Source organism: Levilactobacillus lanxiensis (assembly GCF_016861655.1).
GTDB classification, from domain to species: Bacteria; Bacillota; Bacilli; order Lactobacillales; family Lactobacillaceae; genus Levilactobacillus; species Levilactobacillus lanxiensis.
The window spans coordinates 313372-331537 of sequence record NZ_BOLN01000001.1 but is presented as its reverse complement, the minus strand read 5'-3'; the positions used below and the strand labels follow the sequence as shown (position 1 = coordinate 331537).

Below are 18166 nucleotides of genomic sequence, written 5' to 3'. Positions count from 1 at the left end.
GAAATTATTTATGAAAGCCTTAGTTTTAACTGGAACCAAAAAGATGGAGATCCAAGATTTACCAAAGCCAGAAGTTAAGCCCAACGAAGTCTTAGTTAACACTGCCTACGCAGGTATCTGTGGGACCGACCGCGCCCTGTACGCTGGCCTTCCAGGTTCAGCCGACGCCGTTCCCCCAATTGTGTTAGGTCACGAAAACTCCGGGATCGTTGCTGCTATCGGTAGTGACGTAACCAACGTTAAGGTTGGCGACCGTGTCACTGTTGACCCTAACATCTACTGTGGCCAATGTGAATACTGCCGGACTGACCGTCCAGAACTGTGTGACAACCTGTCCGCCGTTGGGGTTACCCGCGATGGTGGCTTGGAAGAATCCTTCACGGCACCTTCATCCGTCGTTTACCCAATTCCTGACAACGTGTCCTTAAAGGCCGCTGCCACGACTGAACCCATTTCATGTGCCGTTCACGGGATGACTTTATTAGACGTTAAGCCATACCAAAAGGCATTGGTTATCGGCGATGGTTTCATGGGGCAATTATTCGTGCAATTATTACAAGCTTACGGCGTTCACCAAGTCGACTTTGCTGGGATCGTTGACGAAAAGTTAGCTTTCAACAAGGAAAAATTCGGTGTGACCAACACCTTCAACACGACGCGTGACAGCATTCCTGCTGACTACGACGTGGTTATCGAAGCCGTTGGGTTACCACAAACGCAAGAACAAGCTGTTGAAGCAACTAAAAAGGGTGCGCAAGTCCTGATGTTTGGTGTGGGTAAGCCTAACCAAACCTTCTCGATGAACACTTACGAAGTTTACCAAAAGCAACTGAAGATCCAAGGGGCCTTCATCAACCCATACGCTTTCGAAGACGGGATCGCACTGTTATCCAGCGGCCAATTGGACGTTGAATCATTGATCAGCCACGAAGTTAGCTTGGAACAAGTTGAAGACGTCTTGAACGGTAAGGTTGCTGGTGTCAGCAAGGCTGTCGTTAAAGTTAGTGACTAGTAAAGGTAAGGGATTATTGTGAAAGTAGAAGAAGCAAGCGATTTGAATACGGGTGCCGACGTGACGGTAAGTAGCCAGCGGACGATTTCCATGTCCAAGGCCATTGCCTTCTTTGCACTGTCGCTGGTCATCAACTCGGCTGGTAACGTGTTAACGTTGGTCACGAGCGCCAAGATTCACCCGTCCTTCTTGGGGGCGGCCTATTGGTCCGCAGCCGAAGCCAACTTGGGAACGGCTTTTCACTGGAATCTGTTCTGGGCATTTCTCATCATGGGCTTCTTAACGGCCGTGTTGAATGCCATCCTGATTCATCATTGGGATTGGAAACGGATTGCCGGGAACATGATCTTCATGGTGCCGTTCTCAGCGTTGATTCAAGTGTTTGAGGACTTCTTTGACGGCAAATATCCAGCGCTGTTCGCGGGGCTTCCCGATGCCCGGAGCACGGGGATGATTGTGTTGTACATCGCCCTGAACTTCTTAGGGGTGGCGTTCATTGCCGTTGCGATTTCCATTTACCAACGGGTCAACTTAGTATTGCATCCCGCCGATGATTTGATGCAGATTTTGCGGTTCCGCTATTTCAAGGGGAATGCCGCAAAGGCGATGTGGGCTTCCTACATTCCACCGACCATTATGGCCATCGTGGCATTGATCATCACGCGGCAGTTTACCAACTTTGGTCTGGGAACCATCTTTGCCTTCTTGGCACAGGGTGGGATTACCGGGATCGCTGATAAAGTGGTCTTCCCTAAGCTGAAGCACCAGGCCGTTGACGTCGGACAAAAGATTGAATAGGAGCTAATTAAAAATGGCAGTTCAAGATTTTATTACTGGAATTCAACACGTGGGGATTCCCACGGCAGATTTAGACAAGACGATGGCTTTCTACGAATCATTAGGCTTCGAACGGGCCGGGTTATTTCCAAATGGGGAAAACCGGTGTGCCTTCATGCGGTTCGGCAACCTGACGATTGAAACGTGGGAAGGCGACCCAACCAACCCAGAAGCTGGCGCCATCAACCATATTTCCCTGAATACCACCGACGTCGACAAGGCTTTTGCCGCCGCTAAGGAACAGGGCTTAGACATGGTCAATGACGAGGTTCAATCCATCCCATCCTTCTGGGACAAGGGGATTCGGTTCTTTAACATTTTGGGACCTAACCATGAGACGATTGAGTTTTGTGAGATTCTGAAGTAGAGTGCGGAGAGAGCCGGTTAGACGCTGAGCATTAACGTAGCTAAGGGAATACCCCTGATTCTGGGGTATTTTCTTAGCTGGGTTAAGCGCAGGCGTCTGGCTCTCGTAGCACGTTTCAGAGGCCGCCAGTTTCCGAAACAGATAAGTGCAGAGCCAGTCAAAGCATTGACGAAACATAGCCAGAGGGGCGTTACCCCGGGTTCAAACAAACGTAGGATATCGCCTCAGACTAATCGCCAAGCACTGACGCCCCACCAAGTCTCTTTCAAACCAGTCAGTCTAAGAAATAAATTAATACAGAATTAGTCAAACTAACCAATTAAATCACTCTCAAGTGCGCAACGACCACCAGCCAGCCCAAAGTATTTCAGGTCGGGGGAAAGCATCACTATCTGAAATCACAGTTAGCTGGTCAATAGGTGGTTGGCGTACGCAAGATTGTTGGCATTGGTCGTAGAATCGGTTTAGCCGTCGCAGGCAGGAGAAACAGCTAGGAGACCGCCTTTGGCTCCCAGCATGCCACCTGTTCCGGTGAGACGGATTCGCCTGCCAGGTCTCAGATGGAACGGACCAGAGCAAGTCCCTAGCACCAGATCATCTCCTGGCAGTGCATCAAACAGTTAGTAATGCTCGCTGAAAGCGTTCGTGGACCAACTCAGAGCACCTCATCAAACTTGCGAATCCCGGCCCGGCGCGTCAGCAAAGGGCCGCTAAGGTTCACGAATAATCAGCAAAAGCGGATGACCCCAGTCAGGGTGATCCGCTTTTTTCGTGGAAACTATTTTGGAAAATCTAAAATTCGGTATACTAGAGACTAATCAGATAGGAGCTGACCAACATGAACGACCCCAAAATTCCGGCGACCCTCGACCCACAGCGCTTCATGGCTGTGACTCGTGCGGAGGATAATCTACTCGCCCAGGTGAAGCTACAACAGGAAACGATTACCGACCAAAGTCTCGACCGGGTAATGTTCGATCAGACCACGTTGACTGGGATGACGCTAATGGCGGATACCATCAGTCGCCTGGAACTGACCGACGTGGTCCTGAAAAATTGTACACTGGTAAACTGTGATTTAGCGGGTGCTAGCTTCTTTCGGACCACGTTTCAGAACTGTAAGCTGGTGGGCACGACCCTTGACCGGAACATCCTAAAAGAGGTCACCTTCACTGACTGTGACCTCTCTTTGACAAATTTTAATGAAACAAAACTAACGGATGTCGTCTGCCAGCGCAGTAAAATGACCGAGCTGAACTGTCTGGATAGTACTCTGAAAAAGGTCCAGATGGTGGACTGTGACCTCAACGAAGCGGACTTCTCGGACACTAGCCTCAACAAACTTGACCTGAGCACCTGCCAGTTCGACACGCTGCGGGCAACCGAGTTTGACCTGCATGGCTGTCGGCTCAACGAGACTCAGGCCGCTTACTTTGCCAGCCAGTTTCTGGGGATTCACCTAGCGTGAAATGGTGGTTGCGGACAGCCGAATTTCTTTGGGCAAGAGGTCGGGGTCCGCAATCTTGGCCAGGAGCCGGTCAATAGCAGTCTGCCCCAGTTCGGCGATGGGCTGTTTGGCCGTGACGATGGGCTGCGGCAGAAAGTCGAACCAGTCCTGGTCATCGAAGCCTCCCAATTGGAGGTGGGGTAGATTCAGATCTGGGAGCTTGCGAAGCACCTCTTCCATGATAGTATTGTCGCCAACAAATAAGCCGTCACATTTTTGATTAATTAATAATTGGCGGGTCATCTGTTGTACATTACTATTATCTTCGCGGGCAGTGGCCTCAATGGCGGCGTCGGGTTCTTGCCCAGCCGCGGTTAAGGCCTTTTGATAACCGGTCAACCGTTCACTAGCCGTGAAGGAGACCGCACTATTAATAATCCCCACGCGTTGCGCGCCCTGTTGAATTAGCCGGGTCACGATGGCTTGGGTGCCCTGCACGTTATCGACTAACACCCGGTCATACGGGGTATCCTGGACGTTAGGCGGCATGCGGTCGACGAATACGGCGGGGGTACTACCAAGAATGGCGGCGTAGTCGGTGGGCCCACCGGCACTGGTAATGATAATTCCGTCGACCTGTTTCTCCAGGAGGAGATTCAGGGCGCTGGCCTCTTTGGCAAGGCTCTCGTCGGTGTTGACCAGCACCACATCATAACCAGACCGGGAAGCCGCGTCTTCGATTGCACGGCTGAGGTGGGTGAAGAAGGCGTTTAAGATATCGGGGATGATGACGCCTAACGTGTGCGTTTGCTGGACTCGAATGCTGCGGGCCAGGCCGTTGGGATGGTAGCCTAAATTGCTGGCGATATTCTGAACCTTTTGACGCGTATCCCGCTTGACACGGGGATTGTGGCTCAGGGCCCGAGAAACGGTGGCTTCGGAAACGCCGGCCGCTTTGGCCACATCCTTAATGGTGACTTTTCCTGTCAAATGTGTTCACCTCTTGTAATTAATAATTGATTATTAATATTAAGAATAAAGTCGTTTGGTGGTAGTTGTAGGACTTTCAGTAGCTAACAATTGTAGAATTATACACAAACACAATTATTAGTAGGGGCTAATTTTTTGATAAAGGCACCTTTTTTACAACTAATTAAGCCAACCAAACATAGTGTCTACGGTAATGTTAGCGGTTTACTGGTAAGGACGCAACTATTCATCCGACAAAAAATTCAAAAAAGGGGTTGCGCTACCCCCCTACTTAATGATAGAATTTATTTCTGTTGGGTCAGTGATGACTTAATTCTTGGGCTATAGCCAAGTGGTAAGGCAACAGGTTTTGATCCTGTCATGCGCTGGTTCGAACCCAGCTAGCCCAATTAGAAGTATGTGGATTCTCGTCGATTGCGTAGGCAATGGCGAGAATTTTTTTGTCGTCAGTAGAAAGCGCTGCCATTTTCGTTTAGAATGAGAGTAACGATGAGGATGGGAGTTTTCCAAATGACGAAAATTATTTTAGATTGTGACCCCGGCCACGACGATGCGCTGGCCATGATGCTGGCGATTGCCAACCCAGAGATCGACCTACTGGCCGTGACCACGTCCGCTGGCAATCAGACGCCGGAGAAGACGTTAAACAACGCGATGCGGCTGTTAACACTGATGCACCACCAAGATATCCCGGTGGCCGGCGGGAATCGCACGCCGCTGTTAAAACCGCTGGAAACGGCCGGCAACGTCCACGGCAAGAGTGGGCTGGACGGGGCTGATTTGCCAGATCCTGATTTTGCGGTTCAGGACATGACGGCGATTGAACTGATGGCCCAGACCTTGCGGGCAAGCACCACACCCGTCACGATGGTGGTGACGGGGCCGATGACCAACATGGCACTGTTCCTGCGCGTTTATCCGGAGTTGAAAAATAAAATCGACCGTATTGTCTTCATGGGCGGCGCCATGGGTCTGGGCAACTGGACGCCGTCGGTCGAATTCAACATTTACGTGGATCCCGAGGCGGCGAAAATTGTTTTGAACGCGGGGATTCCATTGACGATGGCGCCACTGAATGTGACCCACCAGGCCCAGATTCTCAAGCCAGAAATCGAAGCCGTTGGCCAAATCGACAATCCCGTAGCGCACGCCTTTTACGGACTCCTGAACTTCTTTGAGCTGTACCACGAGAATCCTAAATGGGGGTTCAAGGGCGCGCCGCTCCATGATCCGTGCACGATTGCGTGGTTGCTGCATCCCGACATGTTTGAGAGCGAATTGATGAACGTGGATGTGGAAACGCAGGGCGAATTGGTTCGTGGCGAAACGGTTTGTGACTACTATGAATTGACGGGCAAGCCAAAGAATACCGACGTTCTGCTGAATGTCGACCGCGAGGCCTTTATCCGGTTGATTATGACGTCTTTAGAAACATTTAACTAGCCGAGAAATCCCTTGTCCCACTTGACCTAGACACTCACGGTCGGTGGGACTTTTGGCTGTCCTTGGAAAATCTTAAACAATTTCACCTATACTGAAAAGACGAAATTTTTCGGAGAGGTGACAACTTTGAGACAGACTGGTTTTCCAGCTCATGAGGAGCTGTTATTGGGGAGCGGCTTGACGGCCGTTGTCGGCGCGTTAGACGCCTATACCTACCTGGAACATGGGGCGGTCTTTGCGGGCTTTCAAACGGGGAATTTATTACTGTTGGGGCTGAACTTTGGCCGCCTCCAACTAGCTGAGATGGGCCGTTATTTAACGGCGTTACTGGCCTTTGGTATTGGGATTGGCCTGGTTCAAGGCTTACAGCACCTATTGGCCAAGCGGCAGTGGGACAGCCAAAATGTGGCCCTGTGGCTGGATTTTAGCGTGCTGATTTTGGTCCTAGCAACGACCGACGTGGTGCCTAACTGGGTGGCGACGGCCTTGCTGTCATTGGCTGCTGCGGTGGAACTCGAGGGATTCCGGGAGCTCCTGCCCAACAGAAACCCACGGGACATGGCGACAACGTTACTGGCGGTTGGTCATTTTCGCGACCGCGACGCACGGCAACGCGCCAAGAATGGCTTGGCAGTAATGGGAAGCTTTGCCCTGGGTGCTGTGCTGGTAGCGGCTTTTAGCAAGCTGTTGGCCGGTTACACGGTCTTAGTCCCCATCCTATTGCTGGCTGGCCTGATCTTTTGGCAGTATCAGCAAAACCATCGTCGTAAATGGAAGCACTAGCGTAATTTTGAAATCATTAGATTAAAAAAACTGTGAATAGTCCAAGTCGTCTGACTGGCTACTCACAGTTTTTGTTTGTCTAAGGGAAAAATGGGCGGTTAAAGCAGTTGATACTGCAGGCGCACCAGGTTGGAGGATCCCTTACTGGTAAAGGACTCGTCCAGATTCATTTGCCACAGCTGGTCGTCGATTTTTAGCTGATTCTTTTGGATGTAGGCGGCCAAGATGGTCAACGCCAGGCAGATGTGCTTGGTATCATTCGTGGTATCGATGCTGACATACTGGCCCGCTGGTTTCTTGAGGAGCGGCAGGTCCTGGGTGTTGGTGCGGGCGGCCACGGCCTTCAGAATACAAAATGAGGCGGTCGGGTAGCCGTTGGCATCACTGCCGGGCAACTGCGTCAAAAAGCCTGAGTCCTGGCGATTAACCAGCTTGAGCTTGCCTAATTGTTGATAAAAATCAGCGTAAATTTCAGCGATTTCCTTTTCCGTGCAGGCGACGGATTGGCGGGAGCGGCAGAATAAAGTGGCCGTCTCAGTGGCCGTGAATGGCCGGTTTTGCGGGAGCGTTTCCGCGGGTGCCGGTTGGTCAAAGCGCGTCGTCAGGGTTTCTCTAAGCAACGTTAAGTTATCGATCTGTTGGTTGATTTGGTCCAGCACGGACTTCAGGTTCGTGTTTAGCGAATCCGACGAATGATTGGCGTTCAGGGACTTGATTTCTGAAATGGAGAGGCCGAGTTGACGTAATTCTAAAATGAACGTGACCGTGTACAACTGGTCGTAATCGTAGTACCGGTAGCCATTTTCCGCGACCTTTTTCGGGTGAAACAGGTCCTTTTGGTCGTAGAAAATGAGCGTTCGCCGCGTTGTGCCGGCTAGTTCTGCAAATTTTTGAATGGTTAACATGAATTCACCCCAATTAATTTCTTGACTGTAACGTTACGTCACACTCTATACTAAGATTATTGATTAAGCAACTCAAAAAAGAAATGGAGATTTTAATTATGCGTGCAATTGTTATTGATAAACCCGGCGATGTGACCGCTATGAATTTGGTTGAACGGCCAATTCCAGAAGTGACGGCGGGCCACTCCGTCATGCGGATCCATGCGTTTGGCGTTCACCGCTACGAAGCACTGACCCGGGCTGGCGGCTCACCATCGGTTAAGTTTCCACGAGTGATTGGGGTAGAAGCCGTCGGTGAGATTGCTGTTCCCGCCAAAAATAGTGTGTTTAAGGCTGGTCAGAAGGTTGTGACCATGATGGGTGGCCTGGGCCGCGAAGTCGATGGTAGCTACCAAGAATACGCGCTTGTCGACGATGCCCACCTGTCCCCAGTTGACTTTGACGGGGACTGGGTCACCTTGGCCGAGTATCCCGAAAACTTCTACACGGCCTTCGGGGCATTGAAGACGTTATCCCTCCACGCCGGTCAAACGTTATTGGTTCGTGGGGGCACGACCGCCGTTGGTTTGGCAGCCGTTCAACTCGCGAAGGCCCTGGGGCTGACGGTTACCGCCACCAGCAGACGGCCAGAAATGTTGGCCGCTTTGAAGGAGAATGGCGCAGACTTTGCCGTTCTCGACACCAATAACCAGCTGGATTCTGACCAACAATTTGACGGCATTATCGACATGGTCGGGACGGTCACGTTGACGAACTCCATCAGCCATCTGAACCAGGGCGGCGTGGTCACGGTTATCGGCCTGTTGTCTGGCGAATGGATCTTGGAAAACTTCAATCCGTTCATGCTGGCTGGCAAGTTCTTGACGGTCTTCGACTCCACTGAGGTTGACCCGGCGATGGTGACGGAGATGTTCAAACTGATCAACGACAATCACCTGTCGATTCCAATTGCTAAGGTCTTTAAGCTGGCGGATATCCGCGCGGCCCACGAATACGTGATGGCTAGCCGCGAGTTAGGCCAAGTCATCGTCGCCAACGACTAAATTGTCGTTGGTTACGCCTCCGGGCTAGTGAAAACTGGGCCGGAACGCGGTGACGTTCGTTCCCGACGGCGGGTTCAAAACGCCCTGCTATGGGGCCGGTTCCAGCCTGAGGGGCGGTCTTCCACCTCAACTTTGCGTCTGAGAAGCGGTCGCAAAGGTTGTCCCGTGGGCTAGGCTGAGAAAGAACCTCAGCCTAGCCCACCGACACAGCAGGGCATTTTGACCCGCCTCTGGTCACTAACATCCACGCAGCGTAGTCCATTTTCACCAGTCCTAGGGCTGACACGAATTTAACCCGTGGTCATTCAAAATTGCTGTTTAATTTTTAGTGTGAGCTATAAAAATTGAAACGAAAAAACACCCGCAAGTTCAGCCATATCGGCCGCTCTTACGGGTGTTTTGCGTAGTGTTACAAAAGTAAATGACTAGTGAAGTACAAGTTCGACCTCAGCTAATGTTGCCAGCACGTAGCCGGAGGCGGTCAGGGGAGTCGTGCTGTGATAGTGGCGTTAGACCGGTGATTTTCCGGCCTTACACCACGGGTCGTGTTGGATGACTCACGGTTTAGGTGAGGCATCTAACCGCCACTAGAGACCGCATTTTGGCTCTAGTGGGTTGCCCCACAGCTCGGCGGACCTGACCGCCGCAGGCGAAGTGCTTACAACCAATTAGCGTGTAGCGTCGAATTGGTAGCTGGAACTGTAGAATGGGACGCGGTAAGCCCGGTAAGCATAGGCCTTAGCCGCCGCACTCTTCATCGTCACGTTGAAGACCTGCTTGCCATCCTTGGTCACTTCGATCACGTTACTTGCGGCCCCATTGTTCTTGAACCCGAAGTCAATCAGCGTGTTGCCGTTGGCTTGGCGTTCGGCGTAACCAATCACGTAGGTGAAGTTGGCCTTGCCCAGGGATTTACCCCATGACCAGGTTGACTTGATGGTCATGTTCTTGGCGTCCACGTGATATTGAACGGCTTGCGAGTATTTCCCGGAAGTCTGCTTATTCCCGTTGGTAACGCTGATGTTGTTGTCGTACAGCAGGAAGTCTTCACTGTTGGCCGTGTTCTTGCCGCCGTTGTTCAGCAGGTAGATACCGTGTTGACCACCGGTGATGATGGTGCCCTTCTTTGGCGTTAACAGGTACTTTTGATAAGCCTTGGGCCACGTGGATTTCTTCTTGCCGGAGTAGATCCATTTGATGTGGCTGGTCTTGTAATCCATCTTCATGATGAGGTCTTGGTTCCGGCTAGAAATAACGATAGACTTGTCATTCTTGTCGTAGTCCACGGCGTTTTGGTGCAGCCAGTCGACCTTACCATCGGCACCCTTGGCAAATTTGGTGTACATCGCCTTAGGCATCAATTTCTTCATATCGATAACCTTAACGATCTTCCCAGTCTTGTGAGAAACTTCGATCATGGTGTCTTCCTTGTATTTGGACCCGTCGGAAACGGTGGCCAGGAAGTTGTGATTTGGCAGTTCAACCAGATCATGGTGAATGACCGTGGTTTCGGTGTTGGCCTTGGCCGCAGCCTTGCTGACACTGGCACTGTCGGAGCTACTGGTGTTGTTAGCGAAACTGTATTCCTTGTAGACCCGGCCCAAGTAGTCGGTTTCAATTAAATCGTTGTAAACGTCTGAATCGACATCCTTCTTGGACAGCATCATGATGTGACCACCCGTCCACTGTTCAATCGTGTGTTGGGAATAGTCGGTACTATACCACCGCACGGCGGCGTCCGCGTCAATCGCAAACGGTTGCTTGGTGGTTCGGTTCATGATGGTCAGCTTGTTCTTGCCAATTTCCATCTTAGACTTGTCGACGTTTTTCGTGGTCAACGTCGCGTCCTTGATATATTTTGGCAACGCACTCGTTTGCATCTTTAAGGTTTTAGTCTTTGTTTTGCCGTCCTTGTTGGTGGCGGTAATTTTAACGGTGTTATTGTAGTCGGCATACAGCCCAACCACGGGAACCTGGTGGGTCTTGGTATAGCCGCCCTTAACGGTGTTGGTGATGGACGTCTTGTCCGTCTTACCCACGACCGTGTAGCTGACCTTTTCGGCGTCGCTGGTGGTAAACGTCACCAGGGCGGACAGTGGGGACGTCTCGTACGGGTTAACCTTCACGTAGGGACTGTCCAGAGTGTACTTGCTGTTTTGTGCTGCTGCTTTGTAGGTTGCGGTCAAACTCTTCTGACTGTCTTGACGCGTCGTGATGATCTTCGTGTCCAAATTCTTCTTGATTTGGGCGGTCGTCAACACGGCCTTGTTATTCTTGATCTTGTAACTCGCTGCTGATGAGGTCGAGTTCTTGGTAGTGGAACAACCGGCTAGGCCGACCGTCAGAATTGCCAGGGAAGCAACGGCGAGCGTTACCATCCGGGGGTGTTTGAATTGCAAATGAGCCATCTCCTTCTAAAATTGTCGAAAAAGGGGGACTGGTCACTAAGACCAATCTCCCCCAAATTATCTATGTAACACTTACAATATACGCCTGATATAAACTAGGCATGTTAATAAATTCTGAAAATTGTGTGAACATCCTGTGAATTTTATAAATCCTACCATAACTGGCCGCTAATAACGCACAACCTATTTTTTTGATAATCGGTTGCGAAAGGGCTATCTAAGAAATTCACAGGTTACTTTTAGGAAAGAATCAGGACGTTATGGCGGGGCCAATGCTATAACTAAAGACAGCTTAATTATTCTGGAAAGGAACGGATGCTCATGTCAAAACTGACGCTCAACTTAACCACCCAATTGAAGGCAAACGCTAACGAAAAAATACTCAGGGATGACGCCCGTGACCGGTGGTATACCGGCGCGGAACTCGCGGCCGACGTTGACCAGCTTGATGACCAACTGCGCGGTCTGAACGTGGGCCACGGCGACGTTGTTTACGTGTGTCTGCCTAAGTCGGGGATGACGCCCATTTTGACGCAGGCTATCTGGGGAATCGGGGCGGTGATGAACCCAGTTTCTGTCAACACGTCAGTCGCTGACATGCTGGCTGACTTGAACGTACACGACTATGCCGCGATGATTGTGGGGGATGAGTTCGTCGCCGCGGTTCTGGAAAACCGGCAAACACAACGGGCCGATTTAACGTTAAATACTGTGGATCGGCTGACGGTAATCCGAGATACGGCGGTGTCAGGTCATGTGGCCGCAACGCCCACCGAAGAAGACTTGGCACTGATCCTCCCAACGGGTGACTCCCAACGGCTCAGCCTGACACACGATTCGATTCGCCGCAGGGTTCAAGACCAGCAGTCGCCCACTGCGGTATACTGGGGGTATCTATTTGAGGAGTGTCGATGATGACTAAAATTATTATCGCCGCGGATTCCTTTAAGGGAAGCGCGACATCATTGGAAGTGGCTGATTATTTAGCCGAAGGAATTCAGACCGTCGATGCCCAGGCAGAAGTGGTTAAGGTACCTGTGGCCGATGGTGGCGAGGGCACGGTTGCTAGTATTTTAACGGCGGTTGGTGGCCAACGTATGACCGCTGATGTGACCGGGCCGTCTGGACAGCCACTGCAGGCTCACTGGGGACTGTTGGCGAATCACGTCGCTGTTTTAGAGGTGGCTGAAGGCGCCGGAATCACACAGGTGGCTGGTCAGCTTGATCCGTTGAAAACGACCAGTTATGGTGTTGGTCAGGTCATCGAGGCGGCCCTGGACGCTGGTGCGCGGACCATCTACGTCGGACTTGGCGGTAGTGCCACGACCGATGGTGGCGCGGGGCTAGCTCAGGCTTTAGGTGCGCATTTTTACGATGCCCAAGGTGCTGAAGTGGTTCACCAGGGCGCCGGTGTCGAGCGGATTGTCCGGGTAGATTGCCAACAAATGGATTCACGGTTGTCCCAGGCCAAAATCATTGGCCTGACGGACGTCACGAATCCGTTGACGGGCTCTGAAGGCGCAGCAGCCGTCTTTGGACCGCAAAAGGGTGCGACGCCAGCTGTCGTTCAGCAATTGGATGCTGGGCTACAGCACCTGAACACCCTGGTTTCACAGCAAACGGGAACGGATTTCAGCCAACAACCGGGTGCCGGTGCGGCCGGTGGGATTGGATTTGGCTTATTGGCCTTCTTAGGCGGCCAACTCCAGCCGGGAATCCAGGAAATCTTGCGGTTGACCCAACTATCGGACAAGCTCGCAACGGCGGACCTGGTCATCAGTGGTGAAGGTCAGATTGATGGCCAATCCCTGATGGGCAAGGCCCCAATCGGTATTACAAAATTGGCGAAGGCTCAGGGAAAGCCAGTTATCTTGATTGCCGGGAGCCTGGGCGCAGATTTAGCAGCTGTGTATGAAGCAGGCGCGGACCTGGTCCTATCATCGACGGTGTCACCCATGTCGGTGGCGGAGGCAATTTCCCAAACCCGTAAGTTATTAAAACAAGCCGGAATGACGGCCATGCGGGCGTTCTTACTGGGACATAACCCGGGGAATAATGGCTCTGAAGCTAAAGCTTAAAAATATAACCCGGGACATATCAGGCAGAATTGATATGTCCCGGGTTATTTCTGTATAATTGAAAAAAGTGTTCGAGTCCTGTGGACAGGAAACTAGGATTCTAAAAAAAGGTTAAGGAATTGTACGTTGGCATACCAGTTACAAGCATTTAAGCTGATTGGAAAATTAGGGCAAGTGTCAGTGACCAGAGGCGAATCAAGGTGGTCAGCTGTGTCGATGGTCTTAGTTGAGTGGGCTTGTCTCAACTTAGAGCATGGGACGCGCTTGGAAACTCGTGATTCTCAGCGAGGTTTCAAGTCGAGGCGGAAGACCGTTCCTCAGGCTGGAGCCGTTCCCCACAGCAGGGCACCTTGAATTCGCCGCCGGGAACGCCATTAACTAACCTAACTTGAAACAATTGAGAAAAAAGACTTGCTCGTTACGCGGCGTCATCCGTTATAACTAGACTCAGGAGGTGAGATCCATGTCAAACACATACACGACGGGTGAATTGGCTCGGTTAGCAGGCATTTCGGTCCGAACACTACAGTATTATGACCAGAAGAACGTGCTCAAACCCACAGAAATTTCTGACGGTGGCCGGCGCATTTATACGGCAGATGACTATGAACAGTTGAAGTTGATCCTGCTCCTGAAGAGCCTTGGCCTGAAGCTGGCCGCCATCCAGGAGATTCGGACCAGTGATAATGCTCAGGAAGTCTTGTCCTTACTGCTGGCGGAACAGACCAAGCGGCTAACACACGACCGCGACGAGGCGGTAACTCAGCTTAAAACGGTGGTCGCCGTGCAGAAGAGCCTAACCGATACGGCCAATGTGCCCCTCAAATCCATTCAGGACATGGATCGATTAATGAATAATCATCAAGCTTTGAAACAGGCACGCGTCAGGTTACTTGCAGGTGGTCTTGCGATGGACGCCATTGAGGTGGCCGGGCTGGTTTACTCTTGGCAATCGGGTAATTGGTGGGTTTTCGGCGGCGCAATGGCCCTAGCCGTTGTCGTGGCAACGGTGTTGATGCGGTGGTACATGCGGTCGGTGGCATACGTTTGTCCCCGATGCCAAACGACCTTTCAGCCGCGGTTCTGGGCTGCCTTTTGGGCGGGGCACAATCCACGAGCCCGGAAGTTAGTTTGCCCGCACTGTGGGCGTAAGTCGTACTGCGTGGAGGTATTTGCTAATCCGACCGAAGTGAAATAGACTAGGGGTAGTTATCTATTTCACAAATGGAAGGATGGGCGTTTTTCATGGATAAGAAGCGAACGATTCGGTTGGTTTTGCTGCAGTGGCCGGGGGCTAGTGCGGCTGATAATCGACTGAGTGCGCAGTTGTTGTCGTTGATTTTACCGCCAGATGCTGGTACAGAAACGATTCAGGTGCCGCTGGCTGAGGGAATCGTGGCTGGTGGCGGGAATCAGCCAGTCGTCTTGCAGCAAATTGCGGAGACACAAGCGATTTTAGCTGCCAAGCACCCCGACCGCGTGATTACGGCCGGTGGTGGGAGTGTCATTTCTGTGGCGCCGGTGGATTACTTGAGCGGCAAGTACGGCGAGCATCTCGGCGTGTTGTGGCTGGGCACACACCCGGACATTGCCGATCCAAGCACGTCATCGCACTTATCCGAAATGGTGGCGGGCAACTTGCTGGGGCAGGGCAATCCAGCGTTGGCCGTGCACCAACCACTCCTGCCACGCCAGTTGATGTATGCGGGACTAAACGAGCCGTTGCGTCCCATGGACCAGGCAGTTACGTCGCTGGGCATTCGGCACGCCACCGCGGAGGATATCGCCAGTGACAGCCAGTCCGTGCTGGATTGGATGGCGGCGGAACATCTAACTCAGATTGCCGTTCATTTTGACCTGGATGTCCTGACACGCGCGGACTTCCGGTCGATTTTACCAGCCCAATCTTACACGGAACCAGCAGATGCGAATACGGGTGAATTGGCGCTGCGGCAGGTCGTGCGGTTGATGCAAGATATCAGCGCACAAGCCGATTTAGTTGGTTTCAGCATCGCCGCGCCGTTGCCTCAGGATGCACTTAATCTGCGCCAAGCGTTGCGTGATATTTCAATTTTTAACTAAAGCAAATAAAAGGTAACGGCGTGTTACCAACTGATACTAAAGGCGACGACTACTTATTTTTGTAGTCGTCGCTTTTGTGTGGCTATTTGTGACAATGCGGCATGACGTGTCAGGGACTGATGAGCCTAATCAATGGCTAAATTAAGCTTACTAAAGAGCTTATCGGCGTTGACGTCATTTTTAGGAGCTCGAGAACGAATCAATGGCCGATGTTGCCGGATGAGATTCCGTAAGTCATTTGGCTGGGTCAGAAGACGGAGCTTAATTTCCTGGTCAAAAGATTGTAGAAGAAGACTATTTTCGATGTTGGAGAGAGTCGCAAAGCTCATAGCCAGAATCAAGGCGGTTTCACGTAAGGTTAGGCCTAATTGTTCGCGGGCAGCTTTTATCTCTGCTGGAAAAAGAAAACCGTATGTTTCACGATACAGCCGATAGTCTGAAGTGAAATTGGTGTCAACATTATCTAGTGGCTCTAGGTAAGTCTCTGAATCGTGAATATCGCTCCCGGCAGGAACCCAATAGCGGTGCGTATTTTCCAGAGGGTCGCCCCCAATTAACTCCGTTTCCGTGAGTTCAATGACCGTGTATGCTAGATTATTTTCCATAGCATCGGCGGCGGTTACGTGATCAATGATTTTCATATTGTGTGCCTACTTTCCATGACGTTTTTAATTAGGACAATGCGTTTGGCGATAGAAGGCGATTGAGGTCGCTGAGATCTATCTGGTAGCGTGTCGCTTGGCGCTCAATTGTTTTCTGGTAGCGATTGACGCTTGTCCGTAATTCTTGAGGGTTCTTCAGTAGGCGTAGCTTTGCGTCTTGCTTGCGCGTTTGTAAAATGTCGTCATCTTCAATGGCACTAAATTGTGGTTCAGAAAGGTTTAGGAGTAACGCTGTTGTCGCGCGAGATAGTCCGAGAGCTTCTCGGGCCTGACGGATTTCTTGTGGCGTTAAGAGATTGAATTGTTGCCGGTACAGTTGGTAGTCCGCATCTAAGTTCTCATCAGGATTAGTGAGAGGCTCGACGTAATTTTCAGCGTCAGCGAGGTTGTCGCCAGTTGGGACCCAGTAGCGATGGGTATTTTTAATTTCTTCGCCGTTAATGAGGACCACTTCTTGTAGTTCAATAATTGTGAAAGTAACGGCTTGGTTAGGGAATGAATAGATTGTTTGACCAATGATTTTAGGTGCCATCTCGTTTGCCTCCAATGTCAGTATTGCTTCCAAGTGTGATTCAACGGCTTTTCACGCGGATGGATGGATTCTAGTTGGCTTGTTGTGGGTGATAGATCAAATTTAACGTACATATCACCGTCTAAAATATTTTCGATAAATTCGTAAACGATAAACTCTGTCAGCCAGTGATGCAGGGATGGTCCCCGGTAACTGTGGCTATCGGGTAGTTGGCGGACGGTAAGTCTAAGAACGGTTCTGGCGCGCAGACCACGTGAGCGCAAAAAATCAGTGGATTTCTTGTGGAGGTAAAGTGAAGTTGTTTTTGTTCGTAATCATGTTCGATACGCTGAATGATTTTGATAATTGGTGGGTCAGGTTTCACGGAAATCACCTCAGAATTCAAATTAGTCGTTCTAAGGGTTAACTCCGTAAAAAGAGGTCAAATATTTTTAAGTATCAGCAATTAACTGTACTCGAACCTTACCATGGCCCCACCCCAATAGCAACGAAACGCCACAACAAAAGCGACCAACCCCCAATCGGATTAGTCGCTTAACTGTCGTGCGTTAAATTAAATTTTTAGTGGAAAACCCGAGCAATTCCGGCAACATATGAGCGTTGACCGTTCTTGATAGGTTGGACCATGATCCGTGGTGGCCAGCTTTCGATGACTTTGCCCTTACCTAAGTAAATGGCCACGTGCCAGATGACGTGGGTACCAGGTTCGTAGTAGAAGACCAGGTCGCCACGCTTCTTGTGACTGTAGGCGACGTGTTGGAACTTCTTGCTAGCCCAAAGGTTGCGAGAATTCCATTCGTTACCAGGGTAAGCGTGATGGATGGAGCTGATTGGCTTGGTGTTGATACCACCAGCGTACAGGGATTGCATTACCAGACCAGAGCAGTCCGTGCCGTAAATTGGCTTGGATGAAGAGCCGACTAAGTAGGGATTGCCCTTGTACTTGTAGGCTTGCTTGATCATGGCCTCGATGTGTTCCTTACGGCCGTTCCAGGCGTGAGCGCCAAGGGGAGCGGTGTAAGAATCAATGCTGGTCCAGCTGGACTTGGAGAAGCCCAATTTGACCCAGGTCTTTTCGTTGACGTTCCCAGTGACCTTCAGGTGGTGCTTACGTTGGAAATTCTTAACGGCGTAGTAGGTCGCAGAATTATATTTGTTATAACCATTGGCTGTACCTAAACGACGCATGATCTTCCAGGTCTTGATACCTTCGTAACCACGCTTGACGGTGTAGCCGACCTTACCGTAAGGCTTAACCTTGGTGTAGTTGACTTGGTAGTACTTCTTAGGATTTTGGTAACCCTTGGTCTTGGCAACGAATGCCTTGTTGGCCGTGACGTACTTGCCGGTGTTGGTCTTTAAAACGGGTGCGTGACCCTTGAGCGTGACCACTTTAGAAATCTTGGCAAAGTGACCCTTGTGAACCGTGGTGACGTGCTTGGTCTTGGCTGCGTCCTTGTAGTAGGCGACGGTCTTCTTGACCCGGATGATGCCGGGATTCTTGGTGTAGTAGTCGGTCTTGGCCTGCGCGGTGGTTGTAGCACCAACGCTGGCAAGTCCGGCGATGACGAGTAAGG

General features: G+C 51.1%; 17 protein-coding genes and 1 tRNA gene. 12 read left to right on the top strand and 6 right to left on the bottom strand.

The features are described from left to right. Positions 1–10 precede the first annotated feature (10 nt). From JUF22_RS01375 to JUF22_RS01360, 4 genes are all read left to right on the top strand, one after another. Entirely contained in the window at positions 11–1012 is a 1002-nt protein-coding gene (locus tag JUF22_RS01375; RefSeq protein WP_125764208.1) for a zinc-dependent alcohol dehydrogenase family protein, read from the top strand. Between the two features lie 90 nt (positions 1013–1102). Further along, positions 1103–1810: a DUF6198 family protein gene (locus JUF22_RS01370; protein WP_225893650.1), complete on the top strand. Its 708-nt coding sequence runs from the start codon at positions 1103–1105 to the stop codon at positions 1808–1810. Positions 1811–1823: 13 nt separating this feature from the next. Next, positions 1824–2216 carry a VOC family protein gene (locus tag JUF22_RS01365; RefSeq protein ID WP_125764212.1) on the top strand — a complete coding sequence of 131 codons (393 nt, stop codon included), beginning with the start codon at positions 1824–1826 and terminating at the stop codon, positions 2214–2216. Between the two features lie 838 nt (positions 2217–3054). Beyond that, a complete protein-coding gene (locus JUF22_RS01360) occupies positions 3055–3684 on the top strand; it encodes a pentapeptide repeat-containing protein (protein WP_203642591.1) in 630 nt (209 codons plus the stop codon). Here JUF22_RS01360 and JUF22_RS01355 read toward each other — a convergent pair. After that, positions 3676–4653: a LacI family DNA-binding transcriptional regulator gene (locus JUF22_RS01355; protein WP_203642589.1), complete on the bottom strand. Its 978-nt coding sequence runs from the start codon at positions 4651–4653 to the stop codon at positions 3676–3678. The genes JUF22_RS01360 and JUF22_RS01355 overlap by 9 nt on opposite strands. A gap of 317 nt (positions 4654–4970) precedes the next feature. On the opposite strand from JUF22_RS01355, the gene JUF22_RS01350 reads away from it, so the two are divergent. From JUF22_RS01350 to JUF22_RS01340, 3 genes are all read left to right on the top strand, one after another. Then, a tRNA-Gln gene (locus JUF22_RS01350) sits at positions 4971–5042 on the top strand. Positions 5043–5163: 121 nt separating this feature from the next. Then, a complete protein-coding gene (gene rihA / locus JUF22_RS01345; RefSeq protein ID WP_203642587.1) occupies positions 5164–6096 on the top strand; it encodes a pyrimidine-specific ribonucleoside hydrolase RihA in 933 nt (310 codons plus the stop codon). A 117-nt stretch (positions 6097–6213) separates the two neighbouring features. After that, complete coding sequence (locus JUF22_RS01340; RefSeq protein ID WP_236000679.1) at positions 6214–6879, top strand: DUF1275 family protein; 666 nt, start codon at positions 6214–6216, stop codon at positions 6877–6879. A 98-nt stretch (positions 6880–6977) separates the two neighbouring features. Here the strand turns inward: JUF22_RS01340 and JUF22_RS01335 are convergent, their stop codons facing one another. Continuing rightward, positions 6978–7784, bottom strand: coding sequence for a MerR family transcriptional regulator (locus tag JUF22_RS01335; protein ID WP_203642585.1), 807 nt, complete (start codon positions 7782–7784; stop codon positions 6978–6980). 98 nt (positions 7785–7882) lie between these two features. Between JUF22_RS01335 and JUF22_RS01330 the strand changes: the two genes are divergently transcribed. Further along, positions 7883–8827 carry a zinc-binding dehydrogenase gene (locus tag JUF22_RS01330; protein ID WP_203642583.1) on the top strand — a complete coding sequence of 315 codons (945 nt, stop codon included), beginning with the start codon at positions 7883–7885 and terminating at the stop codon, positions 8825–8827. Between the two features lie 668 nt (positions 8828–9495). Here the strand turns inward: JUF22_RS01330 and JUF22_RS01325 are convergent. Further along, positions 9496–11235, bottom strand: a complete 1740-nt coding sequence (locus JUF22_RS01325) for an aryl-sulfate sulfotransferase (RefSeq protein ID WP_203642581.1) — start codon at positions 11233–11235, stop codon at positions 9496–9498. Between the two features lie 321 nt (positions 11236–11556). On the opposite strand from JUF22_RS01325, the gene JUF22_RS01320 reads away from it, so the two are divergent. From JUF22_RS01320 to JUF22_RS01305, 4 genes are all read left to right on the top strand, one after another. Next, on the top strand, positions 11557–12150 hold the full coding sequence (locus JUF22_RS01320; protein WP_203642579.1) for an AMP-binding protein: 594 nt from the start codon (positions 11557–11559) through the stop codon (positions 12148–12150). Beyond that, positions 12150–13313 carry a glycerate kinase gene (locus tag JUF22_RS01315; RefSeq protein ID WP_203642577.1) on the top strand — a complete coding sequence of 388 codons (1164 nt, stop codon included), beginning with the start codon at positions 12150–12152 and terminating at the stop codon, positions 13311–13313. The genes JUF22_RS01320 and JUF22_RS01315 overlap by 1 nt, the downstream gene beginning before the upstream one ends. Positions 13314–13776: 463 nt before the next feature. Next, complete coding sequence (locus JUF22_RS01310; protein ID WP_203642575.1) at positions 13777–14511, top strand: MerR family transcriptional regulator; 735 nt, start codon at positions 13777–13779, stop codon at positions 14509–14511. A gap of 47 nt (positions 14512–14558) precedes the next feature. After that, positions 14559–15395, top strand: a complete 837-nt coding sequence (locus tag JUF22_RS01305) for an arginase family protein (RefSeq protein WP_203642574.1) — start codon at positions 14559–14561, stop codon at positions 15393–15395. 125 nt (positions 15396–15520) lie between these two features. Here JUF22_RS01305 and JUF22_RS01300 read toward each other — a convergent pair whose 3' ends face one another. The 3 genes from JUF22_RS01300 to JUF22_RS01290 all read right to left on the bottom strand — a co-directional run bounded on the left by JUF22_RS01300 (position 15521) and on the right by JUF22_RS01290 (position 18155). Beyond that, on the bottom strand, positions 15521–16036 hold the full coding sequence (locus JUF22_RS01300) for a helix-turn-helix domain-containing protein (RefSeq protein ID WP_203642573.1): 516 nt from the start codon (positions 16034–16036) through the stop codon (positions 15521–15523). A 31-nt stretch (positions 16037–16067) separates the two neighbouring features. Further along, positions 16068–16589 (bottom strand): hypothetical protein, encoded by a 522-nt coding sequence (locus JUF22_RS01295; protein WP_203642572.1) that lies wholly within the window; start codon positions 16587–16589, stop codon positions 16068–16070. Positions 16590–17150: 561 nt separating this feature from the next. Then, positions 17151–18155, bottom strand: a complete 1005-nt coding sequence (locus JUF22_RS01290; protein WP_236000687.1) for a DUF5776 domain-containing protein — start codon at positions 18153–18155, stop codon at positions 17151–17153. Between the last annotated feature and the right edge of the window lie 11 nt (positions 18156–18166).

Coding starts and splice junctions, on each gene's coding strand:
- JUF22_RS01360 (WP_203642591.1), top strand. CDS start 3,055: ATGAACGACCCCAAAATTCCGGCGACCCTCGACCCACAGCGCTTCATG.
- JUF22_RS01335 (WP_203642585.1), bottom strand. CDS start 7,784: ATGTTAACCATTCAAAAATTTGCAGAACTAGCCGGCACAACGCGGCGA.
- JUF22_RS01325 (WP_203642581.1), bottom strand. CDS start 11,235: ATGGCTCATTTGCAATTCAAACACCCCCGGATGGTAACGCTCGCCGTT.
- JUF22_RS01320 (WP_203642579.1), top strand. CDS start 11,557: ATGTCAAAACTGACGCTCAACTTAACCACCCAATTGAAGGCAAACGCT.
- JUF22_RS01310 (WP_203642575.1), top strand. CDS start 13,777: ATGTCAAACACATACACGACGGGTGAATTGGCTCGGTTAGCAGGCATT.
- JUF22_RS01300 (WP_203642573.1), bottom strand. CDS start 16,036: ATGAAAATCATTGATCACGTAACCGCCGCCGATGCTATGGAAAATAAT.
- JUF22_RS01305 (WP_203642574.1), top strand. CDS start 14,559: ATGGATAAGAAGCGAACGATTCGGTTGGTTTTGCTGCAGTGGCCGGGG.
- JUF22_RS01315 (WP_203642577.1), top strand. CDS start 12,150: ATGACTAAAATTATTATCGCCGCGGATTCCTTTAAGGGAAGCGCGACA.
- JUF22_RS01365 (WP_125764212.1), top strand. CDS start 1,824: ATGGCAGTTCAAGATTTTATTACTGGAATTCAACACGTGGGGATTCCC.
- JUF22_RS01295 (WP_203642572.1), bottom strand. CDS start 16,589: ATGGCACCTAAAATCATTGGTCAAACAATCTATTCATTCCCTAACCAA.
- JUF22_RS01330 (WP_203642583.1), top strand. CDS start 7,883: ATGCGTGCAATTGTTATTGATAAACCCGGCGATGTGACCGCTATGAAT.
- rihA (WP_203642587.1), top strand. CDS start 5,164: ATGACGAAAATTATTTTAGATTGTGACCCCGGCCACGACGATGCGCTG.
- JUF22_RS01370 (WP_225893650.1), top strand. CDS start 1,103: ATGTCCAAGGCCATTGCCTTCTTTGCACTGTCGCTGGTCATCAACTCG.
- JUF22_RS01375 (WP_125764208.1), top strand. CDS start 11: ATGAAAGCCTTAGTTTTAACTGGAACCAAAAAGATGGAGATCCAAGAT.